At 56.6% G+C, this 26,720-nt stretch carries 12 protein-coding genes; 4 read left to right on the forward strand and 8 right to left on the reverse strand.

Annotated elements, in window-relative coordinates; translation table 11 throughout:
• Positions 1 to 202: 202 nt before the first annotated feature.
• From F1379_RS09955 to F1379_RS09970, 4 genes are all read right to left on the reverse strand, one after another.
• The gene (locus tag F1379_RS09955) at positions 203 to 1,051 is read right to left on the reverse strand and encodes an AraC family transcriptional regulator (protein WP_150269066.1); all 849 of its coding nucleotides are present in this window, start codon (positions 1,049 to 1,051) and stop codon (positions 203 to 205) included.
• A gap of 124 nt (positions 1,052 to 1,175) precedes the next feature.
• Complete coding sequence (locus F1379_RS09960) at positions 1,176 to 2,327, reverse strand: hypothetical protein (RefSeq protein ID WP_203457076.1); 1,152 nt, start codon at positions 2,325 to 2,327, stop codon at positions 1,176 to 1,178.
• A gap of 84 nt (positions 2,328 to 2,411) precedes the next feature.
• Complete coding sequence (locus tag F1379_RS09965; RefSeq protein ID WP_150269068.1) at positions 2,412 to 4,655, reverse strand: helix-turn-helix domain-containing protein; 2,244 nt, start codon at positions 4,653 to 4,655, stop codon at positions 2,412 to 2,414.
• Between the two features lie 529 nt (positions 4,656 to 5,184).
• Positions 5,185 to 5,601 (reverse strand): MarR family winged helix-turn-helix transcriptional regulator, encoded by a 417-nt coding sequence (locus F1379_RS09970; RefSeq protein WP_150269070.1) that lies wholly within the window; start codon positions 5,599 to 5,601, stop codon positions 5,185 to 5,187.
• A 135-nt stretch (positions 5,602 to 5,736) separates the two neighbouring features.
• Here F1379_RS09970 and F1379_RS09975 point away from each other — a divergent pair, with 135 nt between their 5' ends.
• On the forward strand, positions 5,737 to 6,207 hold the full coding sequence (locus F1379_RS09975; RefSeq protein WP_150269072.1) for a DUF2798 domain-containing protein: 471 nt from the start codon (positions 5,737 to 5,739) through the stop codon (positions 6,205 to 6,207).
• 77 nt (positions 6,208 to 6,284) lie between these two features.
• Positions 6,285 to 6,653 (forward strand): hypothetical protein, encoded by a 369-nt coding sequence (locus tag F1379_RS09980; RefSeq protein WP_150269074.1) that lies wholly within the window; start codon positions 6,285 to 6,287, stop codon positions 6,651 to 6,653.
• 113 nt (positions 6,654 to 6,766) lie between these two features.
• On the opposite strand, the gene F1379_RS09985 is transcribed toward F1379_RS09980, so the two are convergent.
• Both F1379_RS09985 and F1379_RS09990 read right to left on the reverse strand, forming a co-directional pair.
• Positions 6,767 to 7,165: a hypothetical protein gene (locus F1379_RS09985; protein WP_150269076.1), complete on the reverse strand. Its 399-nt coding sequence runs from the start codon at positions 7,163 to 7,165 to the stop codon at positions 6,767 to 6,769.
• A 19-nt stretch (positions 7,166 to 7,184) separates the two neighbouring features.
• Positions 7,185 to 7,988: a polysaccharide deacetylase family protein gene (locus F1379_RS09990; RefSeq protein ID WP_150269078.1), complete on the reverse strand. Its 804-nt coding sequence runs from the start codon at positions 7,986 to 7,988 to the stop codon at positions 7,185 to 7,187.
• 355 nt (positions 7,989 to 8,343) lie between these two features.
• Between F1379_RS09990 and F1379_RS09995 the strand changes: the two genes are divergently transcribed.
• Positions 8,344 to 8,676, forward strand: a complete 333-nt coding sequence (locus F1379_RS09995) for a hypothetical protein (protein ID WP_239004617.1) — start codon at positions 8,344 to 8,346, stop codon at positions 8,674 to 8,676.
• A 222-nt stretch (positions 8,677 to 8,898) separates the two neighbouring features.
• On the opposite strand, the gene F1379_RS10000 is transcribed toward F1379_RS09995, so the two are convergent.
• The gene (locus tag F1379_RS10000) at positions 8,899 to 9,135 is read right to left on the reverse strand and encodes a KGG domain-containing protein (RefSeq protein WP_150269082.1); all 237 of its coding nucleotides are present in this window, start codon (positions 9,133 to 9,135) and stop codon (positions 8,899 to 8,901) included.
• 284 nt (positions 9,136 to 9,419) lie between these two features.
• Here F1379_RS10000 and F1379_RS10005 point away from each other — a divergent pair, with 284 nt between their 5' ends.
• On the forward strand, positions 9,420 to 9,920 hold the full coding sequence (locus F1379_RS10005; RefSeq protein WP_150269084.1) for a CarD family transcriptional regulator: 501 nt from the start codon (positions 9,420 to 9,422) through the stop codon (positions 9,918 to 9,920).
• An 84-nt stretch (positions 9,921 to 10,004) separates the two neighbouring features.
• On the opposite strand, the gene F1379_RS30530 is transcribed toward F1379_RS10005, so the two are convergent.
• Positions 10,005 to 26,717: a calcium-binding protein gene (locus F1379_RS30530; protein WP_162551116.1), complete on the reverse strand. Its 16,713-nt coding sequence runs from the start codon at positions 26,715 to 26,717 to the stop codon at positions 10,005 to 10,007.
• Between the last annotated feature and the right edge of the window lie 3 nt (positions 26,718 to 26,720).

The raw sequence follows: 26,720 nt of genomic DNA on the forward strand, positions 1-26,720 counted from the left end.
TTTATTATTCAGCGGTAATAGTAAAAAAGCAAGTTTTAAGATAACTAACAGATCCCTGAAAGATGAATCCAAAGATTTTGGCAGCAGTCTATGGCTTCAATTTCTTCTCCACTACCAGTAGGCAGCTTAAAGGGCCATCCCGATCCGGAATGGCCCTTTTTTTTTCCGCTTTTTCAATGAACGTTATACGTTAACACCATCGTTACTTTTTCTTTACGGGTATCCAGATCTCACCCTGTGTATGCACCGCCGTGCCATAATACATTTCGAATTGCGGCCCTTCAACCTGTTCGTACCCGGAGATCGGAAACCACTCGGTGTAGATTCGCTCCCACAATGGCTGCAATTCACATTGCGGCTCCGGGAAGATAGCCCATGTTAATTCCGGAACAGCAAGCTTCGTGAACCGCTCCGGAAGCTCAAGCCCCGGCGGTAAATGATAGCCTACCATGTACTTGAAGGATTCTCCCGAGTAATCATATAAGGCAGCGTGCAGTACAGTATTGCTGAACCGCCCCAGCAGCCCGTTCATTAACTCCACACTGCCGTCTTCATCACATTGCTTACGGAACTGGGGCACATCTGCAAATGCCGTTTGCATCTCCCGGCTGACCAGACCAGAAACACCGAACATCTCAAACGCCCCTCTTTGTTCAATCCGGTAATTCATCTCGGCATCTCCTTTGATTGAGAGTTGAAAGGACATCCGGGGATAGGCTTTTAGGGTAACGCCTTTATCGCGCGCAGATACCGGCATCATCCCATGGAGATTCTTGAACGCCCGTGCAAATGCTTCCGGCGATTGATATCCGTATTTCATGGCTATATCGATCACCTTGGCACCGGTTGTCTGCAGTTCAAACGCCGCCAAGGTCAACCGCCGGTGCCGGATGTACTCGGATAACGGGACTCCGGTAATGAACGGAAACATCCGCTGAAAGTGATACGTAGAACAGCAGGCAATCTTCGCGATCTCATCATATGAGATCGTATCCGCCAGATTCGTTTCGATATAATCCATGGCCTGATTCATTCTCTCCAGCCAATCCATCGTTTTCCCTCCCCTCGAGCTCAATACTATCGCAAGAACAAATGGCCTACCGTGCAATTCCTGCACGAAATTGTCAGGTTCCTTGTCTATAGATCACTCCAATAAATCCTATGTATAGGGTCGATCAGTCTGCTTCCTTGAATTGTTGAGTGGCATACATGCCTTCCTCCCAAAGCTTGCCGTTAGACAAATGGTATTCGCTTTCCACTGAACCGTCTGTCCTGGTGTAGGTGATCGCAAAGACCTGGCCTGTATCGATCAGCATCGGGTATTCACTGTAAGGGAGATAGTTATCCGCCAGAGGCAGCCCTTTGACATCTTCATAGGCGTCCTCCAATCGCCAGAATTCCCGGTAGGCGTAATCCTTGAACCCGGTCAAATCCTGCTTCCCAAAATATGATGCCGGATACTCCTTGCCCTGTAAAGTGATGCTATCCACTCTGGATGACTCAATGTCTTTAGCAATCCAGCTTAGGTCCTCCGAATAAATATTGTCACCGTAGTACTTCTGTAATTGATTGGCCATTGACGGAATCGATTGGTTACTATAAACCATTCCGTCGAGCGCGGTATGTGCTGAGCCGTAAATGCCCATGACATTCTCACTACCCAGCTTTTCAAATTCGCGGATAAAATTCTCTGTCATCTTGTTTTCCCGGTACACTTCGTCATCTTTGCTGTAATAATAACGGCCCTGCTCGATCGCTTCCTTCGTTAAATGATATTCTTCCGATCCTATCAGATCGTGTACGTCAAGATAGGATAAGAAGCGGCTCCCGGTAGTATCCTCCTGATGCCCGATATCTGTGCCGTGGAAAATCGTCTCGGGACACTCGCTCTTAATTTTTCGGTAGAACGTCTTCGTATATGGAGTATGAATCTGGGTTCCCTCCCAGTCCTCATAAATCTCCTCCAGAATATCGTCGTTGTCCGACTGCATCCACAGGTTCAAAAATTCGGCAGTGAAATAGGACAATTCAACGAATAAGTGCCTCATCCCCTTGGTATGGTAATATTCCGACCACCATTCAAATTCTTTGTCCATGATCTTGTCCACGCCATGGGCTTCACCGTACAGATAAATGCTGCCCGATGCTGGCGTCACTACAGGCGTATCCTGGGTCGGCTGCGGAGACCTGTTTACTGGCATGTCTGCGGAAGAATTATTGCAGGCTGTCAGGCTGCCGATGACAAGCGCAATGGTCAGGATCAGCAGTACGGGGTGTGCAAGCAGTGTTTTGGCTTTGGCTAAGCAGGGGTGATGGTTATCATTCATAAGCTAGGAACAACCTTTCAAGTTCATTTATAAATCCAAAATCAGGTATTCTCTAGCTTATGAGGAAAATCCTGCTATCCTGTCTCATCTCTCCTGCTTCATCGCCCGATAAGCCCCAGGTGTGACATGCTCCTTCTTGCGGAAGGAGCGGATGAAATTCTGCGGATTATGGTATTGCAGCCGCTCGCCGATCTCCTTGATGGTCATATCGCTCTCCACCAGCCATTTCTTGGCCATCTCCAGCCGGTAGCTCATTACATATTCGCTGAAGGTCATGCCGAACTCTTTTTTGAAAATGCTGCTTAAGTAATTCGGGCTGTAATGCAGCCGTTCGCCGATCATCTCCAGCGACAGCTCCTGGTCGTATTCCGTACGCACAATGTTGGCGATCTGGTCGGCAAGGCCGCGGAATTGGCGGGTCGTCTTCTCCTTCATGGAGGCGACCATCGGCTGGATAACCTCTTTGACCAGAATGCGCTCAATCTCCTCGGGATTGCGGATATCGAGCAGCCGGTGGTACAGCGCATAATTGTCCTGGGTCAGCAGCACCTCTACACCGATGAGCTGCTCCAGCTGAATCAGGTTATTCACGAACCGGATCAGCGTCACCTCGAAATTCAGCGGGTTCTTGCTGTGCTTCATCATCTCGCCGAGCAGCGGATAAAGCGAACGCGATACCTGCTCCTCGTCGCCGAGCCGGATGGCGTCAAACAGCTGCGATTCCAGCTCCGAGGGGTAATGCAGCAGGACAGGACCCGAGATAACCTTGGAGATATCCTCGTAGAAAATAATCGATTCCTTCCCCAGATGCAGCCGGTGATGCAGGGCCTCCTTACTCATCTCGCAGGCTTCCTTGCTCCCGCTCAAATCCGTATAGAAGTTACTGATGCCGACGCTGACCGACAGCTTGAGCAAATCCCGGACCGTCTTGATAATCCGCTTGGCATCCTCCAGCACCTGCTTGCGGTTCTCCTGGTCGCTGCCGCCCTCGAAGATCAGAACCGTCGCCTGTGTGCGGTCATTCAGCAGCACGGGGATCATCCGGCGTGAAGCCGGAAGCAGCTCCTCCACCAGCTTATTTACCGCCACGAGCAGCAGATCCTTGTCGGAAGCCTGCCTTGCCCCGTAATTGTCAAGCTGGATCAGCATCGTTGCGTAGCAGGAGTGTCCCGTAAGCGAATACCCGAACCGGTTCATGTTATGCTCCAGTTCTTCCGCAAGGATACGGCCGCGGAACAGGTTCAGGATGAACTGGGTCTCGAGCTGCGGCAGCTCCGACTCCAGCAGCCCCTCCAGGCTTTGCTTCTCGGACAGGATATGGTCAATGGAAGTGATTATCCAGTCAATCTCGTCCTTAGGAGCCGGCTGTCCGCCCACGGAGAGCTTGCGCTGAATCTTCTGGATCCGCTTGGTGAAATGCAGAGCAATACCGTAGGCTACCACGACAATCAGCAGCGTAATCAGGACGATCATCATAATCAGACCGAAGCGTGTAGTCTTCAGTGCATCGGCGATCTCTTTCTGATCCAGCAGCGTAACATAGGTCCAGTTATTATAAGAGGACTTCGCATAAATCGCTTTGACGTTCTTGCTGCCAGGGGAATCGAGGGACAGGGTTCCCGGCTCTCCGGAGCCGCCCGCTGCCTTAGTGATCTCCTGCAGCTGCCCGGAGGTCAGCAGCCCCTGGGCCGAAGCCGATTCGTACAGCAGCTCGCCCTGGCGGTTCAGCAGGAATACCGGGATATTGTCCTCAGTCTGCAAAATGCGCTGCAGTGCCTTGAGCGAAATATCGGACAGCGCAATCGCCTGCTTCCGCTGCGAGAACACCGGCAGCGTATTGACCATCCGGATGCCGTCCTCCGTCTTGATCCAGAACAGCGACCGCTTCTGATCGTCGATGTAGCTCTGGTGCAGAAGCTCCCGGTCCTCCTCCGTCAGATGCGTAAGCCGGCCGTTCGCGATCTGCCAATTCTGCTCCAGACTGATCAGCGAGTACGCCACGCCGTCCACACCCAGCGATGCGATGTAATTGAGCTGGGAATTGACATTGCGGTAAGCCTGGAAGTCCGATACCGTAATCGGATTCTTGATCACCTCGCTGAAAGAACTGGTCGTGCTGTAGGTGTTGAAGGCATACTCGATCGTCTCGATCTTCTGCTCCAGCGTATTTTTGACCTGCGTAATCAGGCTCTGCTTGCCGACGGCAACCCGTTCATTCACCGAGCGGTTCGTCGTCAAATAAATATAGCTGCCGAAGCTGATGACAAGGCCTACGCCCAGTACAAGAATAGGAATGAAAATCTTGTAGAACATTCTGCCTTTTCGCATGGCTAAACTCCTTCAGTATTGGAATCATACCAATTATAGCGTTTTCATAAAATGGAGTTCAACCCATTTTTCACACGTGTGCATAGTTTATACGAATCGCCGTAAATACACAATTACATAGGAGACAGACACGCTCATCTTAGCCCATGCCAATAAAGCCTCCGCCGAAACGGAAGCCCAGCTTTATAGAGTAACGGCTGCAACTCCTGAGAGGTTACTTTGGTTGCGATGCCGCATGCCGGCGATAAGCCTGTCTCAACATATTGCTATAGCTCAGCATAATTGTATTTCGTACAACTATATCCTGGAAAAGCAGCGGTTTCTGCAGGATAGTTGCACTTGCTGCAATTATATCCCGGCAAAACCGCCTGAAAGGGATAATTTGCCGATTATAGTTGTATCAAATACAGCTATTTCCGTTCAAGCGGAATTTGCGAGACTTTTAGTTGTACAAAGTGCAGTTAAGCACCCTGACCTGAAGGTTTAACCCCCAGCCCACCGGGGCTTATACGGTCCTGCGATCCCAGCCTCACAGCCAGTCCTCGGCCAGCAGCCGCTTCAGTTCCTGCACCCGCTGCGCACCCAGCTTCTCCGTAATGCTCCGCTCAACGTCCTGCTTGCACTCCAGCAGCTTCCGGCCGGTCTCCAGACCCTTGGGCGTCAGGACGATATGCTTATCGCGGCTGTTCCCCGCAACCTGGGCAATCTCTACGTAGCCTTCGGCAAGCAGACCGTTCACACATTTTTGCGCTCCCTGGCGGGAGATATTGATCATACGGCTGATCGCGGAAATGGACAGCTTCCCGTGCAGCTCCAGCTTGGCAAGGACATGAGTCTCGCTGTGATTCAGGGGGCTGCCGCTGCGCTCATCGAGCTTCTCGCGGAGTGCCTTATGCTTCTCGCTCATTAAGTCGATCAGATTCAGCTCTAGAAAATAATCTTTCATGGGATTCCTCCAGATACAGTTGATGAAACAGACAGATACTCATCAGGAGTATTGTCAACCAGGTTGACAATAAATCCGCCCGCTGCTATTATAAGTGAAGTTTTAGAAATCATAAAGGATAGAGGAGTTAAACCTATGGGCAGAAACAAAAAGGAATCTCTCATTTTCACTTCAATGATGTGTGTATTGATGGTCTTCGGCATGAGCGTTTACAACGTTATGATATTCAGCGGCCTGACTCGCTCTCTGCTTGGCGATGTGCTGGCTACCTTGCTTCCCGCACTGGCCGTTGCCTTGGTATGCGATATCTTTATCGTCGGCAGATTGGCCAAAGGGGCTGCGGGCAAATGGCTCAAGCCGGACGCGCCTGTCATTCAAAAGGTGCTGACCATCTCCTGTCTCATGGTCTGCGGAATGGTTCTCTGCATGTCTCTATATGGGACACTAGCACATTACGGATTTACGGGCAACTTTATCGGCCACTATCTGAAGACCGCCGGACTTAACATTATTTGCGCCCTGCCGCTGCAGCTGCTGGTGGTCGGACCGTTGACCCGGCTGCTGTTCTCGAAGCTGTTCCCTCCGCATTCCGCTGTTTCACATTAGGAGTTTCCGCTTGCTTGGAGTGCGCAAGTCCGGGGTAATGGGTATTATTACCACGGCATACGAAAGGACGTGACACCATGTTCAGCAAAAAAGATGGTATCCCTCTCCTTGCACTCATCGCGGCCTTGATTCTCATTAATGTATTCGGCACCACCCTTGATGCGCAGCTGTGGCCAAGGTTTACACTTCTGGCCAACTGTATTCTGGTACAAGGGATGTTTCTTACGCTGCTGGGTCTGTTCCGGAACAGCGCGAACCGTACCCCCTCCATCGGCCTGATTCTTTTGTCGCTGCTGACGGGCTTCATCTCATTCATCATTATATTCAACTCTGCGATCGACTCTCTGAATCAGGTGCTCGTATTGGTGCTGCAAGTGATTATCACCTACACGGAGGCCAGCCTGCTGCGCAGAGAACTCAGAAACGAGCGGGGCCGGAAGATTTGACACGAGACATGAAGTAGCGCAGCCGGAAGGTATATCTCGTCAAATAAGCATCAGCAAAAGACCCGGAACCAATTAATGGTCCCGGGTCTCGTCATGTGTGCTCCGGGCCGCCGTCAGTAGTCGGCCCCCTCCTTCATTTCATAAACCTCCATTGTTCCCTCATGCAGCTCCACGGCAACTGTGGTACCCTCCTTCCGGAAGAACTGGACATGTCCGATCCGATCTTCTTTCAGTTCGGACCATCCGGCTGCCTGCAGCTGTTCCCAATAATCCTTCGGAGGATCACCGGCCTGTGCCCCATCCGCGCTTTGCAGCTCATACTTCACACCTTGCCTGATGTTGGGATTGGCAGTGTCTGTAATAACCCCGACCTGGCTGGCGTACCCGGGAACGGGAAAGTCAGCGAACAGGGAACCCTGCGCTTGTCCTTTGCCCTCTGAGTCTGCAGCAGAGCAGGCAGAAGACATCACCAGCAAAGGCAACAACAGCATCAGCTTACTTAACCTTTTCAAGTGTAAGAATCACTCCTTGTTAAGCTTCAATTCGGTGTACAGTCCCAGCGGGAATGCGCAGCGGCTCTCCATCGACGGAGATCCAGACGTCAAGCGCCGAAGGATTGCCTATCATCGTCCGGTCTGCGCTGAAATACAAGGAACGGAGCGCTGTGACATAATCATAAATCTCAATGTTGGTTGCGTACCAGACATCCTCTCGGCCGCCGGCCTGGGCACAGAAGTCTTCAATCAGGTCCCAGTTGTCCTGACTGGCAAACTCATAGCTATGGCCCCAGACATAACAGAGGCACAGGCTATGGGACAGCGGCTGGGTGATAAACCGCTCCCAAATTTCCGCAAGCCCGTCGCTGTGATGGCAGGTAGGATGCCACTTCATGAAGTCGGCAGGGACCCCGAAATACTTGGTGGCGTTGACCGTCCGGCTGTACACGAGCCCCAGGGAGCGCAGCACCGGAATCAGCTCTTCGGAATAGCTGCCGAATGGATAAGACATCCCTCTTACCGGGTAACCGGCCAGCTGTTCCAATGCCCTGCGGTCTTCCAGCATTTCATGGACTGCCAGCGGGGCAGGCAGCTGCTCCAGATGCGGATGGGTGACGGAATGGGCCGACACCTCGTGTCCTGCCAGAACCTGCACGACCTCGTCTTTGCTCAGGAATCCCTCCCGGCCGAGGTTAGCGCTGTTTAAATGAAAGGTTCCTTTAATTCCGTACTTGTCCATGATGCCGGCCAGCCGGACATCATGAACCTGCCCGTCGTCATAGCTCAGCGTCAGCGCTTTTGGCAAGCCGCCCGGGAACAGATTGAGTTGCAGTTGCATCGGATTCACTCTCCATCATATGTAGTATCAATTATGATCTTTCTACTATTTAAAAGGATTCTGCGGCATGATTGTCATCCCTTTATTTAGAGCCAATATTTTCGCACAGTTCAAATTTAATTATTTAAAATTTCACAAAATTGCAATCACATTCTCATGAAAACCTATGGAAACAGAACCGTTTTCGATTTAAGATAGGGGGAAACTATTTTAACCGTAAAGGCGGGAACGAACACTGAATAAATATGGATTCGGCCAGACCGTCACAGAGCTGCTGGCACGTTCGGGCAATGGCGTTGCCGTCAAGTTTGAGCCGAGGTTTCCGGGGGGCCGGATGGTCGGGGGCAAGTATCAGATGAGCACGCATACGATTTATTTATATATAGAAGAAATTATCCGCCAATGCCGGTTGATGTTCGGCTCTACCGGCAGGCTCATGGAGTATTTCGCCGTAATTATGGCTCATGAGCTGGGTCACTCCGCAGATGAGGAACTGGAGCAGCTCGCCGACCGGCTGGACGAACCGCTTACGGCCTGTGAGCGGGCGGAAATCCAGCTGCGGATCGAGGAGAATGCCTGGAGCTATGCTGCGGCCTTGCTGCCGGACATCGACTCCGCATTTATGCAGCGCATTACCGACGAATCGCTCTCAGCATATCGGCGGCGGCTGGATTCCGATATCGCCTGACGGCGGCGGGGGAAACACCCTCCCGGCGCGGGATTCCGATGGCGCTTGATTGGGGCGGGGGGAATCCCCTTCCGCTGGATGGTGCGACTTCTATTACTATAGGTTGTCCTGCCCCGTCAAACGGGGCTATCTAAGATAAGATAAACAAAGCCAGGCCCCGCCATGGGGACCTGGCTTTGTTCATTGGTTCATTGGTTCACTGTTATCGTTACTGCACCTGTTTTAGTTATCGCGTTGACGGGCCCTGGCCTCGCCGCCCTTGCGCCCTGCTTCCTCACGGCTCATTTTGCCGTCATTGTTACCGCCGTTGGAACTGCCATTGGAGCCGTTGCGGGCTTCTCCGCCCTTTTCACCGATCTCCTGGTAGAACTCGCGGTCATGATTTCTGGATGTTGCCTCTCCACCTTTACGGCCGGCTTCTTCGCGGCTCATCTTGCCATTCTGGTTGTTCTGTGCCATTCTGAATTCCTCCTTGTTAGGTATAGAGTATCGTGTTGCATATATACTTTAACCTTGCCTCCCGGAATGAAACATCGTACTCCTCAATATAATTCTCTTTCCCGGACCGCCTAAAGCTCCGAACGCCGATGGAATGCAGCCTCCCGCCGCCGGGGGGCTTGACAGGCATGTGGTATAATTATTTTAGAGATGCCGGATACGGTACTGCAAAATATGCAGTCCAAGGCCTAGCCCTTCCGGCCACAACGTCGGTAGTGATTAATAAATAACCAAGGAGGGATATCATGCTGGTATCTGGAGATGAAGTGTTTTATCCGAATCACGGAGCAGGCTTTGTAAAGGATGTGGAGACCCTTCAGCTTACGGAATCCCCGCAGGAATACTATAACATTCATATTCAGGCGAACAGCCTGAGCCTGTTCGTGCCCACGCAGGAAGCCCGGAACATGGGCCTGCGCAAGCTGTCCTCGCCGGAACAGCTGGAAGAAGCGCGCGGCCGTTTTTTTGCCGGATCACACAAGCTCCCCCTAAACAACACCGAGCGCAAAACAATGCTGAAGCATAAGCTGCATTCAGGCACTACGGCCGATCTGTATGAGATTCTCCGCGATATGGTCTGCTGCAAGCAGCATGCCACCAAGTTAACCTCCGACGACAAGCATATCATGGAGCACACCATGCACCTGCTGACGAGCGAACTGATGATGGTCCGCAAGATCCCGCTGGCGGATGCTGTGCAGTCGCTCAAAGATGATATGGAGCTGCGGTCCGCTAACATTGGCTGAAACAGCAAGCGCCCCTTCCCTGCCGGTTGCCCGGCGCCGGAAGGGGCGCTTTTTCCATCATTCCCTGCTGTTATCTAGCCGTTCTCACTTCGGAGTCGTCGTCCAGTACTGAGCCAGCACTTGAAGCGCATCTCCGCGTTTCTCTGCCACCGCCTGGGACCAGGCAATTCCGGTAGAGGAGGAATAAGTCGCCATTGCCTGGACAAGCTGTTCAATCTGCGTATTTTTAATTTGTGTGCCGTCTTGTGCCGTAAGCACTTCGGTCTGATAATAGCTGTTTGTGTACCAGTTGGTTACAGTGGCCCGGTCTGTGCTGCCCATGATTTCGATCACCAGATCGTTCGCATTCTTGCTGAACACCACTTCATCGCTGTTCACCAAGAGCTTGATAATGTCGGTATTGCCGCTGCCTGTGTCGTAATCATAAATCTTGTCCTGGCCATAGCCTTTCCCGAAGACATACGTATCGCCACCTCTGGAATCCGTTGAGAAATCATCGTTATTGCCCAGCAGATAGTCATTGCCTGCTCCGCCGTCCAGTACATCGGAGCCCGCTCCGCCGAACAGCGTGTCGTTGCCTGCTCCGCCCAGCAGCTGGTCATTGTCTGCTCCCGCATACAATGTATCGTTTCCTTCTCCGCCATACAGGTTGTCCTTACCGCTGTAGCCGTACAAGGCGTCGTCGCTGCCGTAGCCGTATACGTTGTCGTTCAAGCCGTTCACACCATACAACGTATCTTCTGCTTCTGTGCCCAGGGTCAGCACGTTCGCTTCCAGCTCCGCCTTGCCCCACACCGTTCCGTCTGCGAAGGCAACCTTCTCAATCTGGTAATAGCTGCTGTTAAAATAATACCGGATCGTCAGCTGTTCGCCCGTCTCGATGATCCGCAGCGTCAGATTGCCGTCCTTCTGCACCACCTCGATATCGGCTGGGTTCACCCGCATTTCGATGGTGTCGATATTGCCGCTGCCGGTGTCATAATCATAAATCCGGTCCTGGCCGTAGCCTTTGCCAAAGATGTAGGTGTCGCCCCCATTGGCGCTGCCCGTAAAATCATCGCTGCTACCCAGCAGATAATCGTTGCCTGCTCCGCCATCCAGCACATCGGTGCCTGCCCCGCCGAACAGCGTGTCGTCCCCGTCGCCGCCCAGCAGATTGTCATTGTCCGCTCCCCCGTACAGCGTATCGCCTCCGGCGCCGCCGTACAGGTTATCCTTGCCGCTGTAGCCGTACAGGTTGTCGCTGTTCCCGTAGCCGTAGATGTTATCGTTCACGCCGTTCACACCATACAACGTATCTTCCGCTTCTGTGCCCAGGGTCAGCACGTTCGCTTCCAGCTCCGCCTTGCCCCACACCGTTCCGTCTGCAAAAGCAACCTTCTCGATCTGGTAATAGCTGCTGTTAAAATAATACCGGATCGTCAGCTGCTCACCGGTCTCGATGATCCGCAGCGTCAGGTTGCCGTCTTTCTGCAGCACTTCGATATCGGCGGGATTTACCCGCATCTCGATCGTGTCAATGTTGCCGCTGCCGCTGTCATAATCATAAATCCGGTCCTGGCCATAGCCCTTGCCAAAAATATAGGTATCGCCACCGTTCGTGCCGTTCGTGTAGTCATCATTGTTGCCCAGCAGGTAGTCGTTGCCCGCTCCGCCGTCCAGCACATCGTTGCCTGCTCCGCCGAACAGGATGTCATCCCCGTCGCCGCCGTACAGCTTGTCGTTGCCGCTGTAGCCTTGCAGGGTGTCGTTATTCCCGTAGCCGTACAGGTTGTCGTTCACACCGTTCAGCCCGTAGAGCGCATCCGCCGCTTCCGTGCCTTTGGTCAGCACATTCGCTTCCAGCTCAGCTTTGCCCCACACCGTACCATCCGCAAAGGTAATCCGCTCAATCTGGTACGCCGAGCTGTTGTAATAATAGCGGATCGTCAGCTGCTCGCCGGTTCCGATGATCCGCAGCATCAGGTTGCCATCCTGCTGCAGCACTTCAATATCGGCCGGGTTAACCAGCATTTGGATCGTATCGATATTACCGGTAGTGGTGTCGTAGTCATAGATCCGGTCCTGTCCGTAGCCCTTGCCGAAGACATAAGTGTCGCCTGCTTTGTAATCGTAAGTATAATCGTCATTGTTGCCCAGCAGGTAATCGTTGCCCGCTCCGCCGTCCAGCACATCGGTGCCGGCCCCGCCGAACAGCGTATCGTCGCCGTTGCCGCCGTACAGGGCATCGTTGCCGCTGTAGCCATAGAGCGTATCGTTGCCGCCAAGACCGGTGACTTTATCGTCGTATGAGCTGAGACCATAGAGCGTATCTGCTTCTTCCGTGCCTTTGGTCAGGACATTCGCTTCCAGCTCTGCCTTGCCCCAGACCGTTCCGTCGGCAAAGGTGATCCGTTCAATCTGGTAAGCCGGGCCGTTAAAATAGTAACGGATCGTCAACTGCTCACCAGTCTCCATGATCCGCAGTGTCAGATTGCCGTCCTTCTGCAGTACCTCGATCTCAGCGGGCTTGACCCGCATTTCAATGGTGTCAACATTTCCGGCGGTGGTGTCATAATCATAGATCCGGTCCTGTCCGTAGCCTTTGCCGAAGATATAGGTGTCGCCTGCTTTGTAATCGTAATTGAAGTCGTCATTGTTGCCCAGCAGGTAGTCATTGCCCGCACCGCCGTCCAGCACGTCGGAGCCTGCCCCGCCGAACAGCGTATCGTCGCCGTCGCCGCCGTACAGGGCATCTTTCTCTGTACCGCCGGCCAGCGTATCGTTTCCGTCACCGCCATACAGGGTATCTTCGCCGGACAATCCGCTGAGCGTATCCTCTCCGGCTTCACCGTACAATTGATCTGCACCGTTGTCGCCGGCGATAATGTCGTTTCCGTCACCGCCATACAGAGAGTCGTTGCCGTTCATCCCGTTCAGCGTATCATTGCCTGCGCCGCCGTAGACCAGATCGTTGCCGCCCAGAGCGTTTACCGTATCGTCGCCTTCCAGCCCATAGATGAAATCATCGGTATCGTTGCCGCTCAGCGTGTCGTTATCCGCACTGCCGGTTACGGTCAGCACAGCATTTCTCACATACTCATAATCCCATACGGTTCCATCCGCAAAGCGGATCTCTTCAATCCGGTACTGGCCGCCCTCTTTAAAATAATCGGTGACCTTAAGCGTATCTCCGGTCTGATTGATTCGAACCTCCAACTGGGTTCCGCTGCGCCGGAGCCGGATATCCTCAGGGGAGATATTGTCCGCAAGCAGAATCGTGTCTTTATTCCCTTCCGTGCCGTCGTAATCGACAACCGTATCCTGGCCGGAACCATGCCCAAAGAGATACGTGTCGTTGCCGTTGGTCCGGTTGTAAGAAGTATCGTTGGTATCACCGCCATACAGCGTATCGGTGCCTGCGCCGCCGTCCAGCACATCATTGCCCGTACCGCCGTAAAGCTTGTCTTCCCCGTCCTCTCCTTTCAGCAGATCAGCGCCTTCATTGCCGTACAGGTTATCGTTGCCGACGCCCCCTTCCAGCAGATCCACCCCTGCGCCGCCGTACAAAATATCGCCGCCGCCTTCTCCTGCCAGGCGGTCGTCGCCGTCATTGCCGTACAGGGTATCGCCGCCGTCGCCGCCGTAAAGACTGTCATTGCCGGCCGCACCGGTCAGGGTATCGTTCCCTTCGTAACCGTACAGGGTATCATCGCCTTCATAACCGGTAAGGCTCTCGCCCGCTTCGCCGCCGCTTATGATACGGACGGCCCCGGACAGATATGCGGCATCCCAGACCGTGCCGTCGGCAAATTGCACCGACTCCACCACGTATTTGCCGCTTGCATCGAAGAAGCTCGATACCGTCAGCTTGTCGGTTGTGCCGTTAATGCTCAGCTCCAGGCTGCTGCCGCTGCGCCGCACCGTCACTTCGTCCGGCAGCACATCCGCCGCGAGCTTGATGGTATCGGCATTGCCTGCCGTACCGTCATAGTCGATGATGATATCCTGGCCGTACCCGCGTCCGAACAAATACGTGTCGTTGCCGTTGGCGCGGGTGTAAGACGTATCGTTCGATTCCCCGCCGTACAGCGTGTCATTCCCCTTTCCGCCGTCGAGCACATCGTCGTCCGCGCCGCCCTGGAGAATATCGCCGCCGGTCCCGCCCGACAGCCGGTCCTTGCCCGCGTTGCCGTACAGCGTATCGGCACCTGCGCCGCCGTCTATCAGATCATCCCCGGCATTGCCGGTAAGCTGATCATCGCCGCCGTAGCCGCGCAGCACATCGTTCAGCTCGTAGCCGGTCAAGGTCTCGCTCGCTTCCGTGCCGTTCACATTCAGTACCGCTGTCCGCAGCGCCGCTGCATCCCAGACCGTGCCATCCGCAAACTGCACGGATTCCACCACATATTTGCCGCTGGTCTCGAAGAAGCTGGATACCGTCAGCTTGTCGCCGGTGCCGTTAATGCTCAGCTCCAGGCTGCTGCCGCTCCGCCGGACCGTAATATCCTCCGGCATTATACCAGCCGCGAACTTGATAAGGTCGGCGTTGCCCTCCGTACCGTCATAATCGACAATGATATCCTGGCCGTAACCCCGGCCGAACAGGTAAGTGTCGTTGCCGTTCGCACGGGTATAAGAGCCGTCATACCGGTCTCCGCCGTATAAGGTATCGTTGCCTGCGCCGCCGTCCAATACATCATTCCCGGCGCTGCCGCTCAAGGTATCGTCGCCGCCGTAGCCGCGCAGCACATCGTTTGTCTCATAGCCGTCCAGCGTATTGGCCGCCTCAGTGCCGTTCACATTCAGCACCGCCGCCCGCAGCGCGGCTTCGTTCCAGACCGTGCCTTCCGCGAACTGCACCGATTCTACCGCATACTTCCCTCCAGCTTCGAAGAAGCTTAACACCGTCAGCTTGTCGCTGGTGCCGTTAATGCCCAGTTCCAGATTGCTGCCGCTCCGCCGCACCGTTACTTCCTCCGGCAACACATCTGCCGCGAACTTGATTGCATCCGCGTTGCCTGCTGTGCCGTCGTAATCGACAATCGTATCCTGGCCGTAGCCCCGCCCGAACAGATAAGTATCGTTGCCGTTCGCCCGGGTGTACGAGGTATCATACTGGTCACCGCCGTACAGCGTATCGTTTCCTGCACTGCCGTCAAGCACGTCATCCTCCGAGCCGCCGTACAGTGTGTCATTGCCGCTGCCGCCAAGCAGCCGGTCGCTGCCCGCATTGCCGTAGAGCGTGTCGCTGCCTGCGCCGCCGTCCAACAGATCATCTCCGGCATTGCCGGTAAGCTGATCGTCGCCGCCGTAGCCGTTCAGTACATCGTTCAGCTCGTAGCCGGTTAATGTGTCGCCCGCTTCCGTGCCGTTCACATTCAAGACCGCCGCCCGCAGCGCTGCCGCGTTCCACACCGTGCCGTCCGCGAACTGGACAGACTCCACCACGTACTTGCCGCTGGTGTCGAAGAAGCTCGACACCGTCAGCTTGTCGCTGGTGCCGTTAATGCCCAGCTCCAGGCTACTGCCGCTGCGCCGGACGGTAATATCACCGGGCTTCACATCCGCCGCGAACTTGATAATGTCGGCGTTCCCCTCCGTGCCGTCATAATCCACAATCGTATCCTGGCCGTAGCCCCGGCCGAACAGGTACGTGTCGTTGCCGTTCGCACGCGTATAGGAGCTGTCATACCGGTCGCCGCCGTACAGCGTGTCGTTCCCTGCTCCACCGTCCAGCACATCGTCCCCTGAGCTGCCGCTCAGCTTGTCGTCACCGGCAAAGCCGCGCAGGAAATCACCCGTTTCATAGCCATCCAGCGTATCGCTTGCGTCGCTGCCGTTCACCTGCAGTGCCGCAGCCCGCAGTGCGGCTTCATTCCAGACTGTACCGTCCGCAAACTGTACCGACTCAACAACGTATTTGCCGCTCGTATCGAAGAAGCTTGACACCGTTAATTTGTCGCTGGTGCCGTTAATGCTGAATTCCAGGCTGCTGCCGCTGCGCCGTACCGTTACTTCACCCGGCAGCACATCCGCTGCGAACCGGATCGTATCGGCATTGCCGGCCGTACCGTCATAATCCACGATGATGTCCTGCCCATAGCCACGCCCGAATATATACGTGTCGCTGCCGTTCGCACGGGTGTATGAGGTATCATTGCTATCTCCGCCGTACAGCGTGTCATTGCCGGCGCCGCCGTCCAGAACGTCGTCGTCCGAGCCGCCATAGAGCGTATCGCCGCCGATTCCGCCGGAGAGCCGGTCGCTGCCTGCATTGCCGTACAGCGTGTCGATGCCTGCACCGCCGTCCAGGTCGTCATCCCCGGCATTACCGGTGAGCTGATCATCTCCGCCATAGCCGCGCAGCACGTCATTTTTCTCATAGCCGGTCAACGTCTCGCTCGCTTCCGTGCCATTCACATTCAGTACTGCTGCCCGCAGCACCTCCGCATCCCAGAGCGTGCCGTCCGCGAACTGCACGGATTCCACCACGTATTTGCCGCTGCTTTCGAAGAAGCTTGACACCGTCAGCTTATCGCTTGTGCCGTTAATGCTCAGCTCCAGGCTGCTGCCGCTCCGCCGGACCTTCACTTCGCTGGGCAGCACATCTGCTGCGAACTTGATGATGTCGGCATTGCCTACCGTACCGTCATAATCAGTAATCGTATCCTGGCCGTAGCCCCGGCCGAACAGGTAGGTATCGTTGCCGTTCGCACGGGTATAAGAGCTGTCGTAACGGTCGCCGCCGTACAATGTATCGTTGCCGGCGCCGCCGTCCAGCACATCGTCCCCGGAGCTGCCGCTGAGGCTATCATCGCCGCCGTAGCCGCGCAGGCTGTCATTCGTCTCATAACCGCTTAATGATTCGCTGAGTTCACTGCCGTTCACGTTCAGTGCAGCTGCCCGCAGGGCTGCCGCATCCCAGAGCGTCCCGTCGGCGAATTGCACGGACTCCACCACGTACTTGCCGCCGGTCTCGAAGAAGCTTGACACCGTCAATATATCGCTGGTGCCCTCAATGCTCAGCTCCAGGCTGCTGCCGTTGCGCCGGACCGTTACCTCGCTTGGCAGCACATCTGCCGCGAACCGGATTGTATCTGTATTGCCTGAGGTGCCGTCGTAATCCACAATGGTGTCTTGCCCATAGCCGCGCCCGAAAATATACGTATCGCTGCCATTGGCACGGGTATACGAGGTATCGTTGCTGTCGCCGCCGTACAGTGTGTCATTGCCCGTACCGCCGTCAAGCACATCATCCTCCGAGCCGCCGTAGAGGATATCGCCGCCGATTCCGCCGGTGAGCCGGTCGCTGCCCGCATTGCCGTAGAGCGTGTCGCTGCCTGCGCCCCCGTCCAGATCATCGTCACCGGCATTGCCGGTCAAAGTATCGTCACCGCCATAACCGCGCAGGACATCGCCTGTCTCATAGCCGGTTAAGCTCTCGCCCGCTTCGCTGCCGTTCACGTTCAGAACCGCCTTCCGCAGCGCTGCCGCATCCCAGACCGTTCCGTCCGCGAACTGCACGGACTCTACCACATACTTGCCGCTGGTCTCGAAGAAGCTCGATACCTTCAGCTTGTCGTTTGTGCCATTAATGCTCAGCTCGAGACTGCTGCCGCTCCGCCGCACCGTAACCTCGCCGGGCAGCACATCCACAGCGAACTTGATCATGTCGGCATTTCCTTCTGTGCCGTCATAATCGATCACCGTATCCTGGCCGTAGCCCCGGCCGAACAGGTACGTATCGTTGCCATTGGCGCGGGTATAGGAGGTGTCGTATTGGTCGCCCCCGTACAGTGTATCGTTCCCTGCCCCGCCGTCCAGCACATCATCCCCGGAGCTGCCGCTGAGCCGGTCATCCCCGCTGTAGCCGCGCAGCACATCATTCGTCTCATAACCGTCCAGCGTATCGCTTGCGTCACTGCCGTTCACGTTCAGTGCCGCTGTCCGCAGCGCCGCCGCATCCCAGACTGTGCCATCGGCGAACTGGACCGACTCCACGACATATTTACCGCTGGTCTCGAAGAAGCTCGATACCGTTAATTTGTCGCTTGTGCCGTTAATGCTCAGCTCCAGGCTGCTGCCGCTGCGCCGCACCGTCACTTCACCTGGCAGCACATCCGCCGCAAACCGGATCGTGTCGGCATTGCCTGCGGTGCCGTCATAGTCCACAATGTTATCCTGGCCGTAGCCCCGGCCGAACAGATAGGTGTCGCTTCCGTTCGCACGTGTGTAAGACGTATCGTTGCTTTCACCGCCATACAATGTATCGTTGCCCGCTCCGCCGTCCAGCACATCATCCTCTGATCCGCCATAGAGCGTATCATTGCCGCTGCCGCCGGCCAGCCGGTCGCTGCCTGCATTGCCGTACAGCGTATCGCTGCCTGCGCCGCCGTCAAGAAGGTCATCCCCGGCATTGCCGCTCAGCGTGTCATCCCCGCCGTAGCCGCGCAGCATATCGTTCATTTCATAGCCGGTCAGGGATTCGCCCGCTTCGCTGCCGTTCACATTCAGAACCGCTGCCCGCAGCGCGGCTATATCCCATACCGTGCCATCTGCGAACTGTACCGTTTCCACGGTGTACTTCCCGCTCGCCTCGAAGAAGCTTGACACCGTCAGCTTGTCGCCCGTGCCGTTAATGCTCAGCTCCAGACTGCTGCCGCTGCGGCGCACCGTCACATCTGCCGGCAGTACATCCGCCGCGAACATGATCGTGTCGCTGTTGCCCTCCGTGCCGTCATAATCAGTAATCGTGTCCTGGCCATAACCCCGGCCGAACAGGTACGTGTCGTTGCCGTTCGCGCGGGTATAGGAGCTGTCATAACGATCGCCGCCATACAGTGTGTCGTTGCCCGCTCCCCCGTCCAGCACATCATCCCCGGCACCGCCGCTGAGGGTATCCTGACCGGCACCGCCCGTCAATTGGTCGTTGTTGGCCGTACCTGTCAGCGTAATGTTGACCGTAGTCGGAGCGGTTGTCAGATGCGACCCGACATAACCGCTATCCCAGCTTGTACCGTCAGCGAACCGGATCTCTTCCACCACATATTTGCCGCTGGCATCAAAATAATTGGCCACCGTCAGCTTGTCGCTTGTACCGTTGATGCTAAGCTCCAGGTTGCTGCCGCTCCGCCGGAGCGTCACTTGGTCCGGCAACAGATCTGCTGCCAGCTTAATGATGTCGGTGTTACCCTCTGTGCCGTCATAATCGATAATCGTATCCTGACCGTAACCCCGGCCGAACAAATAGGTATCGTTGCCGTTGGCGCGCGTATAGGACGTATCATACCGGTCGCCGCCGTATAACGTGTCGTTTCCGGCCCCGCCGTCCAGTACATCGTTCCCGGAGCTGCCGCTGATGGTATCGTCGCCGCCATAGCCGCGCAAGACATCATGGGTCTCGTAGCCGCCCAGGGATTCGCCCGCTTCGCTGCCGTTCACATTCAGCGCCGCCGCCCGCAGCGCGGCCTCGTTCCAGACCGTGCCATCCGCGAATTGCACCGATTCCACCACATATTTGCCGCCCGTTTCGAAGAAGCCCGACACGGTCAGCTTGTCGCCCGTGCCGTTAATGCTCAGCTCCAGATTGCTGCCGCTGCGCCGCACCGTCACTTCGCCTGGCAGCACATCCGCCGCGAACTTAATGATGTCCGCATTGCCCGCTGTGCCGTCATAATCGACAATCGTATCCTGGCCGTAGCCCCGGCCGAACAGGTACGTGTCGTTGCCGTTCGCACGGGTGTACGAGGTATCGTTGCTGTCGCCGCCGTACAGCGTGTCGTTCCCTGCACTGCCGTCCAGTACATCGTCGCCAAGTCCGCCGTAGAGCGCATCTGTGCCGCTGCCCCCGGACAGCCGGTCGCTGCCCGCATTGCCGTACAGGATGTCGCTGCCGGCCCCGCCGTCCAGCACATCCTCCCCGGCATTGCCGCTGAGGGTATCATCGCCGCCATAGCCGCGCAGCACATCGTTCAGCTCGTAGCCGGTCAGTGTCTCGCTCGCTTCCGTGCCGTTCACATTCAGGACCGCTGCCCGCAGCACTGCCGCATCCCAGACCGTGCCGTCCGCGAACTGCACAGACTCCACAACGTATTTGCCGCTGGTCTCGAAGAAGTTCGATACCGTCAGCTTGTCACTTGTACCGTTAATGCTCAGCTCCAGGCTGCTGCTGCTCCGCCGGACGGTGATATCACCCGGCTTTACGTCAGCCGCGAATTGAATAAGGTCGGCGTTGCCCTCCGTACCGTCATAATCGATAATCGTATCCTGGCCGTAACCCCGGCCGAAGAGATAGGTATCGTTACCATTCGCGCGCGTATAGGAGCTGTCGTACCGGTCTCCGCCGTACAGCGTGTCGTTCCCGGCCCCGCCGTCCAGCACATCGTCTCCGGCGCTGCCGCTCAAGGTATCGTCATTGCCATAGCCGCGCAAGAGATCATTCGTCTCATAGCCGTCCAGCGTATTGGCTGCCTCACCGCCGTTTACATTCAGCGCCGCCGCCCGCAACGCGGCCTCGTTCCAGACCGTGCCGTCGGCAAACTGCACCGACTCCACCACATACTTCCCGCTGGTGTCGAAGAAGCTCGATACCGTCAGCTTGTCACTGGTGCCGTTAATGCTCAGCTCCAGGCTGCTGCCGCTCCGCCGCACCGTCACTTCACTTGGCAGCACATCCGCAGCGAACTTAATGCTATCCGCGTTGCCTGCGGTGCCGTCATAATCAATGACCGTATCCTGACCGTAGCCCCGTCCGAACAGGAACGTGTCGTTGCCGTTCGCACGGGTGTAAGAGGTATCGTTGCTGTCGCCTCCGTAGAGCGTGTCGTTGCCTGCGCCGCCGTCCAGCACATCGTCGCCGAGGCCGCCGTAGAGCGTATCCGTGCCGCTGCCCCCGGATAACCGGTCGGTGCCCGAATTGCCGTACAGCGTATCACTGCCTGCTCCGCCGTCCAGGTCGTCAGCTCCGGCATTGCCGCTGAGGGTATCATCGCCGCCGTAGCCGCGCAGCACGTCGTTCATCTCATAGCCGGTCAGTGACTCGTTCGCTTCCGTGCCGTTCACATTCAGGACCGCTGCCCGCAGCGCCGCTGCATCCCAGACCGTGCCATCCGCGAACTGCACGGATTCCACGACATATTTGCCGCTGGCATCGAAGAAGTTCGATACCGTCAGCTTGTCGCTGGTGCCGTTAATGCTCAGCTCCAGGCTGCTGCTGCTCCGGCGGATAGTAATATCACCGGGCGTTATATCAGCCGCGAACTTAATAAGGTCCGCGTTACCCTCCGTACCGTCATAATCGGTGATCGTGTCCTGCCCGTAACCCCGTCCGAACAGATACGTGTCGTTGCCGTTCGTGCGCGTATAGGAGCTGTCGTACCGGTCCCCGCCGTACAGCGTGTCGTTCCCGGCCCCGCCGTCCAGCACATCGTCTCCGGCGCTGCCGCTCAAGGTATCGTCATTGCCGTACCCGCGCAGGACATCATTCGTCTCATAGCCGTCCAGTGTATTGGCCGCCTCGCCGCCGTTCACATTCAGCGCCGCCGCCCGCAGCGCGGCCTCGTTCCATACCGTGCCGTCGGCGAACTGCACCGACTCCACCACATACTTCCCGCTGGTGTCGAAGAAGCTTGATACCGTCAGCTTGTCGCTCGTGCCGTTAATGCTCAGCTCCAGATTGCTGCCGCTCCGCCGCACTGTCACTTCACCTGGCAGCACATCCGCCGCGAACTTAATGCTATCCGCGTTGCCTGCGGTGCCGTCATAATCAATAACCGTATCCTGACCGTAGCCCCGTCCGAACAGGTACGTGTCGTTGCCGTTCGCGCGGGTGTACGAGGTATCGTTGCTGTCGCCGCCGTAGAGCGTGTCGTTGCCTGCGCCGCCGTCCAGCACATCGTCGCCGAGGCCGCCGTAGAGCGTATCCGTGCCGCTGCCCCCGGATAACCGGTCAGTGCCCGAATTGCCGTACAGCGTATCGCTGCCCGCTCCGCCGTCCAGATCGTCAGCACCGGCGTTGCCGCTCATGATATCGTCGCCCCCGTAGCCCCGCAGCGCGTCGTTCATCTCATAGCCGGTCAAGGTCTCGCTCGCTTCCGTACCGTTCACATTCAGGACCGCTGTCCGCAGCGCCGCTGCATCCCAGACCGTGCCATCCGCGAACTGCACGGCTTCCACGACATATTTGCCGCTGGTCTCGAAGAAGCTAGATACCGTCAGCTTGTCGCTGGTACCATTAATGCTCAGCTCCAGGCTGCTGCCGCTCCGCCGGACGCTAATATCACCGGGCGTTATATCGGCCGCGAATTTAATCAGGTCGGCATTGCCCTCCGTACCGTCATAATCCGTGATGGTATCCTGGCCGTAACCCCGGCCAAACAGATAAGTGTCGTTACCGTTCGCGCGCGTATAAGAGCTGTCGTACCGGTCCCCGCCGTACAGCGTGTCATTGCCTGCGCCGCCGTTCAGCACATCGTCTCCGGCGCTGCCGCTCAAGGTATCGTCGCCGCCGTAGCCGCGCAAGAGATCATTCGTCTCATAGCCGTCCAGCGTATTGGCCGCCTCACCGCCGTTCACATTCAGCGCCGCCGCCCGCAGCGCGGCTTCGTTCCAGACCGTGCCGTCGGCGAACTGCACCGACTCCACCACATACTTCCCGCTGGTGTCGAAGAAGCTCGATACCGTCAGCTTGTCACTGGTACCGTTAATGCTCAGCTCCAGGCTGCTGCCGCTCCGCCGCACCGTCACTTCACTTGGCAGCACATCCGCCGCGAACTTAATGCTATCCGCGTTGCCTGCGGTGCCGTCATAATCAATAACCGTATCCTGACCGTAGCCCCGGCCGAACAGGTACGTGTCGTTGCCGTTCGCGCGGGTGTACGAGGTATCGTTGCTGTCGCCGCCGTAGAGCGTGTCGTTGCCTGCGCCGCCGTCCAGCACATCGCCGCCGAGGCCGCCGTAGATCGTGTCGCTGCCGCCATAGCCCCGCAGCACATCGTTCGTTTCATATCCGGCCACGGTTTCGCCGGACTCAGTGCCGTGAATATCTAGCGCCGCCGTCCGCAGCGCGGCTGCATCCCATACCGTACCGTCGGCGAACTGTACCGACTCCACGACATACTTGCCGCTGGTGTCGAAGAAGCTCGACACCGTCAGCTTGTCGCTGGTGCCGTTTATGCTCAGCTCCAGACTGCTGCCGCTCCGCCGGACGGTGATATCACCGGGCAACACATCCGCAGTGAGCTTAATGATGTCGGCATTTCCTTCCGTGCCGTCATAGTCCACAATCGTATCCTGGCCGTAGCCGCGGCCGAACAGATACGTGTCGTTGCCGTTCGCACGGGTGTATGAAGTGTCGCTGCTGTCGCCGCCGTACAGCGTATCGTTGCCTTCCCCGCCATCCAGCACATCATTCCCGGCACCGCCGTAGAGCTTATCGCCGCCGCTCTCGCCGACCAGACGGTCCTCCCCGTCATTGCCGTACAGACGGTCGTCGCCATAGCCGCCGGCCAGATAGTCATTGCCCGCAGCGGCCGTCAATGTGTCGTCTCCGCCATACCCGTACATTTGGTCGTCGCCTTCATAACCGCTCAGGCTTTCGCTCGCTTCGCCCCCGTTGATCCGGAGAACCGTCTGCCGGACCACTTCGGGGCCCCAGACCGTACCGTCGGCGAACTGGATAGCTTCAATGACATACTTGCCGCTTGCTTCAAAATAATTCGTTACCACCAGCTTGTCACCTGATCCGCTGATGGCCAGCTCCAGATTGTTGCCGCTTCGCCGCAGGCTTACCTCGCCGGGCAGCACATGTTCGCCCAGCTTAATCCGGTCCGCATTGCCTTCCGTACCGTCGTAATCTATGATGATATCCTGGCCGGAGCCGCGGCCGAACATATAAATATCATCGCCGTTGCCGCGCTGGTATGAAGTGTCGCTGCTGTCGCCGCCGTACAGCGTGTCGTTGCCTGCGCCGCCGTCCAGCACATCGCTGCCGGAGCCGCCGTACAAGCGGTCGTCGCCTGTACCCCCGACCAGCTTGTCCCCGAGTTCTCCGCCGTAAAGGGTATCGTTGCCGCCATCTCCGAACAGAATGTCCGCCCCGCCGTTGCCGCTAATTGTGTCGTCTCCAGCCATTCCCCAGAAGACTTCGGCGGCGTTGCTGCCGCTAAACGAATCATTCTCGCGTGTACCCAGCACCTCCGATTTACCCGCCGTATCAATGATCAGCGCATATTCTTCTCCCTTGGCGGCAAACGTCTTCCGGAAGGTTTCGATATTGACCAGATTTGTCAGCTCCAGCTGATGCAGATTGGCCGAAACCTCGCTCAGCCGTTCCCTGCCGGCAACCTCATCGGTTGATAACAGGCTCATGATATCAGAGGCCAGGCCGGAGAGGTCGAACCTCACACTTCCCGTCGTGGGATCCCAGGCCAAAGTAAGCGTACTGTAAATGGCCTTGAGCTGGGTCTGTGCGGTTAATTGGGAATACACCGTCCCTGCCAGCTGGTCAAAGGCGTTCTTCAGCAAAGCCGAAGCGTTCGAGCCCGGGCTGGTATCCTGGCCGCTCCAGGATTCCGTATATTTCTCGCCGAACAATTTCTCAAGAGCGCATAATTGCCGGGCATCAATGATGCCTCCCCGCGCATCCGGACTAATGCCCTCCACTCCCGTCCAGGCAAAAATAATGTCGATTGTTAGTTGTTTGCGGACGTTTACATCCGTTTCAGCGGCAAACTTTACCACCAGCGCCTTGAGATAGCCTGTGCTGTCTCTAAGCATAGCCTGGTGCAGGCTGTTGACGGTGCCGAAGCCCTTAAGATCGGGCAGTGCAGCAATTTCCGCTGTTTCTTTCAGCGGATCGGTGGAGGTGGAGTTCACCTTGTCCGCCTTGAACCACACATCATTGACTGCGGCTGTCGTCCCGTCGCTTTTGGTATAGGTACCAACCTGTTTGTGTTCGTTGCCGTTAACATCGACCAGGGTGCTGGAGCTGTAACCGGTAGAGATGGAGGCGACCCCGGCTTCCTCAAGCGAGAGCAGCTCACCGCTGTCGGTGATGCCGTCGCCGTCAAGATCCTTCCATATTTGCAGCTCGGCAAACGCGGTATCATTCGCATCGACCTTGCCGTCATGATTGCCGTCAAGCTCGGCCAGAGCGGCGAACCCGTTGGCCGCCTTGGAGCCGTCAGCCAGCAGCGTGTTATTGCCGAACAACTCTGCTCCGCCGTCGATCCGGCCGTTGCCGTTCAGATCGCGCACCAGCAGACCGTCATCCGCTCCGGCCCAGGCCGATTTCTCGGCAAAGCTGTTGTTGTCGTGGTCAAAGGCAATGCCGTCCTTGATCGAGGTTGTCTCGACCCCGTCGCCGTCCAAATCAAGCACCAGCGGGGAAATCGTCTCTTCGGCCGTATTGAACAGATCGAAGAGGCCATCCACCAGATCGCTTAAGCCTTTTCCCAGCTCACTGCCGATCGTCCAGCCGATGATACCCGCGCCAACCTCCAGCAGCAGACCTGCGGCAATGCCGAGCGGCCCGCCCGCGGTGCCCAGCGCCAGGGCGAACGGTGCAACGGCCTCCATGAACAGTTGGGACGTGGCCAGCCCGCCCGCCGTCTCAAAGGTCCAGTCGCGGATAATATCATTGCAGAGATCCGTATCACCAGCGGCGTAAGCGGCGCTGGCCTGGGAGATCATGTTGACGGCATCGACGGCCATCATCACGCCTCCTACTACCCCCAGCCCCTTCAAGACTCCCGTCCGTACACGTGAATACCGGGAAGCTTCGGAGAGGACCGGATAAGCCTCCTGCAGACCCTTCCCCGGGGTCTGGGTCAGCGTCTTGTCCATCGTCTGCACAAGCGCCGTCGTCTCTCGGACGAGAGAGGAGCCGGAGCCTCCGACCTTGTCGAGCGCTTCGGTAAGCGTCGGGAATTTGCTCCTGAATTCCGCTTTCGACAGGTCTCCCCCGACTTCGCCCAATGACTGCACACTGGCGGTTCCTTCCGGGATCCGGCGGTTGCCGCCGGTTAAATCGGAGACATCGACACCCAGAATTTGACCCGGTTTGACCGTAGCCACACCTTCCGGGGTCACTTCAATGATCTGGGGCCCCCGATATACCACAATCTCCGCCATATTTGCCTTGGATTTATAGGCGATAAGCTCACGCACGCCATCGAGTGCCTTGGCTTCGGAGAAGCCATACTCACGCATGAACTGGTTCTTGGCCCTTAACAGATCCTCTCTCGGGATGCCGTCAATGCTGAGCACCTCGGGCATCTCCAGCAAAGTAGGCAATTCTGTCTGCGACCATACTTTAAAGGGCAGCGATCCCCCCGTTAAGGTAATGACGTTTCCGTGGGCATTCGTCAGCATTACGTTCTTGGACACATAATCGTTGAGCGCCAGTACCTCGCCCGTGCCATAGGGGGTACGGACATCGTTAACATACTTTCCGTTCATCAAGGCGTCAGAGACTGCCGAATCTCCGGCTGCCAATTCGAGGGCATCCATGAAGCCACGGTTGTTCAGCAGAGCGCCCGCCTGAGTGTCATTAATGAAATACAGCTTACCGTCGCTGCCTTTTGCCGCCCATTCGGCGATTTTATAGGCAGGGATATCGCCAATTGTGCCGCTGTAGGGGATGATGTTGCCGCCTTCTGTCGGCACCTTGAATGAGAGCTTGCCCACCTCACCCTGAACATCCATAGCCAGTTTACGCGTCTGATCGGCTGTCAGTACGGCATTCTCGGGAATGCCGTTGCGGGAGCGCCAGGTTTCGACAAAATCAATAATATCCGAGAAATCCCATGAATTCATGGG

The organism is Paenibacillus tepidiphilus (genome assembly GCF_008635795.1).
GTDB classification, from domain to species: Bacteria; Bacillota; Bacilli; order Paenibacillales; family Paenibacillaceae; genus Paenibacillus_AQ; species Paenibacillus_AQ tepidiphilus.

Coding starts and splice junctions, on each gene's coding strand:
- F1379_RS09955 (WP_150269066.1), bottom strand. CDS start 1,051: ATGGATTGGCTGGAGAGAATGAATCAGGCCATGGATTATATCGAAACG.
- F1379_RS09960 (WP_203457076.1), bottom strand. CDS start 2,327: ATGAATGATAACCATCACCCCTGCTTAGCCAAAGCCAAAACACTGCTT.
- F1379_RS09965 (WP_150269068.1), bottom strand. CDS start 4,655: ATGCGAAAAGGCAGAATGTTCTACAAGATTTTCATTCCTATTCTTGTA.
- F1379_RS09970 (WP_150269070.1), bottom strand. CDS start 5,601: ATGAAAGATTATTTTCTAGAGCTGAATCTGATCGACTTAATGAGCGAG.
- F1379_RS09975 (WP_150269072.1), top strand. CDS start 5,737: ATGGGCAGAAACAAAAAGGAATCTCTCATTTTCACTTCAATGATGTGT.
- F1379_RS09980 (WP_150269074.1), top strand. CDS start 6,285: ATGTTCAGCAAAAAAGATGGTATCCCTCTCCTTGCACTCATCGCGGCC.
- F1379_RS09990 (WP_150269078.1), bottom strand. CDS start 7,988: ATGCAACTGCAACTCAATCTGTTCCCGGGCGGCTTGCCAAAAGCGCTG.
- F1379_RS09995 (WP_239004617.1), top strand. CDS start 8,344: ATGAGCACGCATACGATTTATTTATATATAGAAGAAATTATCCGCCAA.
- F1379_RS10000 (WP_150269082.1), bottom strand. CDS start 9,135: ATGGCACAGAACAACCAGAATGGCAAGATGAGCCGCGAAGAAGCCGGC.
- F1379_RS10005 (WP_150269084.1), top strand. CDS start 9,420: ATGCTGGTATCTGGAGATGAAGTGTTTTATCCGAATCACGGAGCAGGC.
- F1379_RS30530 (WP_162551116.1), bottom strand. CDS start 26,717: ATGAATTCATGGGATTTCTCGGATATTATTGATTTTGTCGAAACCTGG.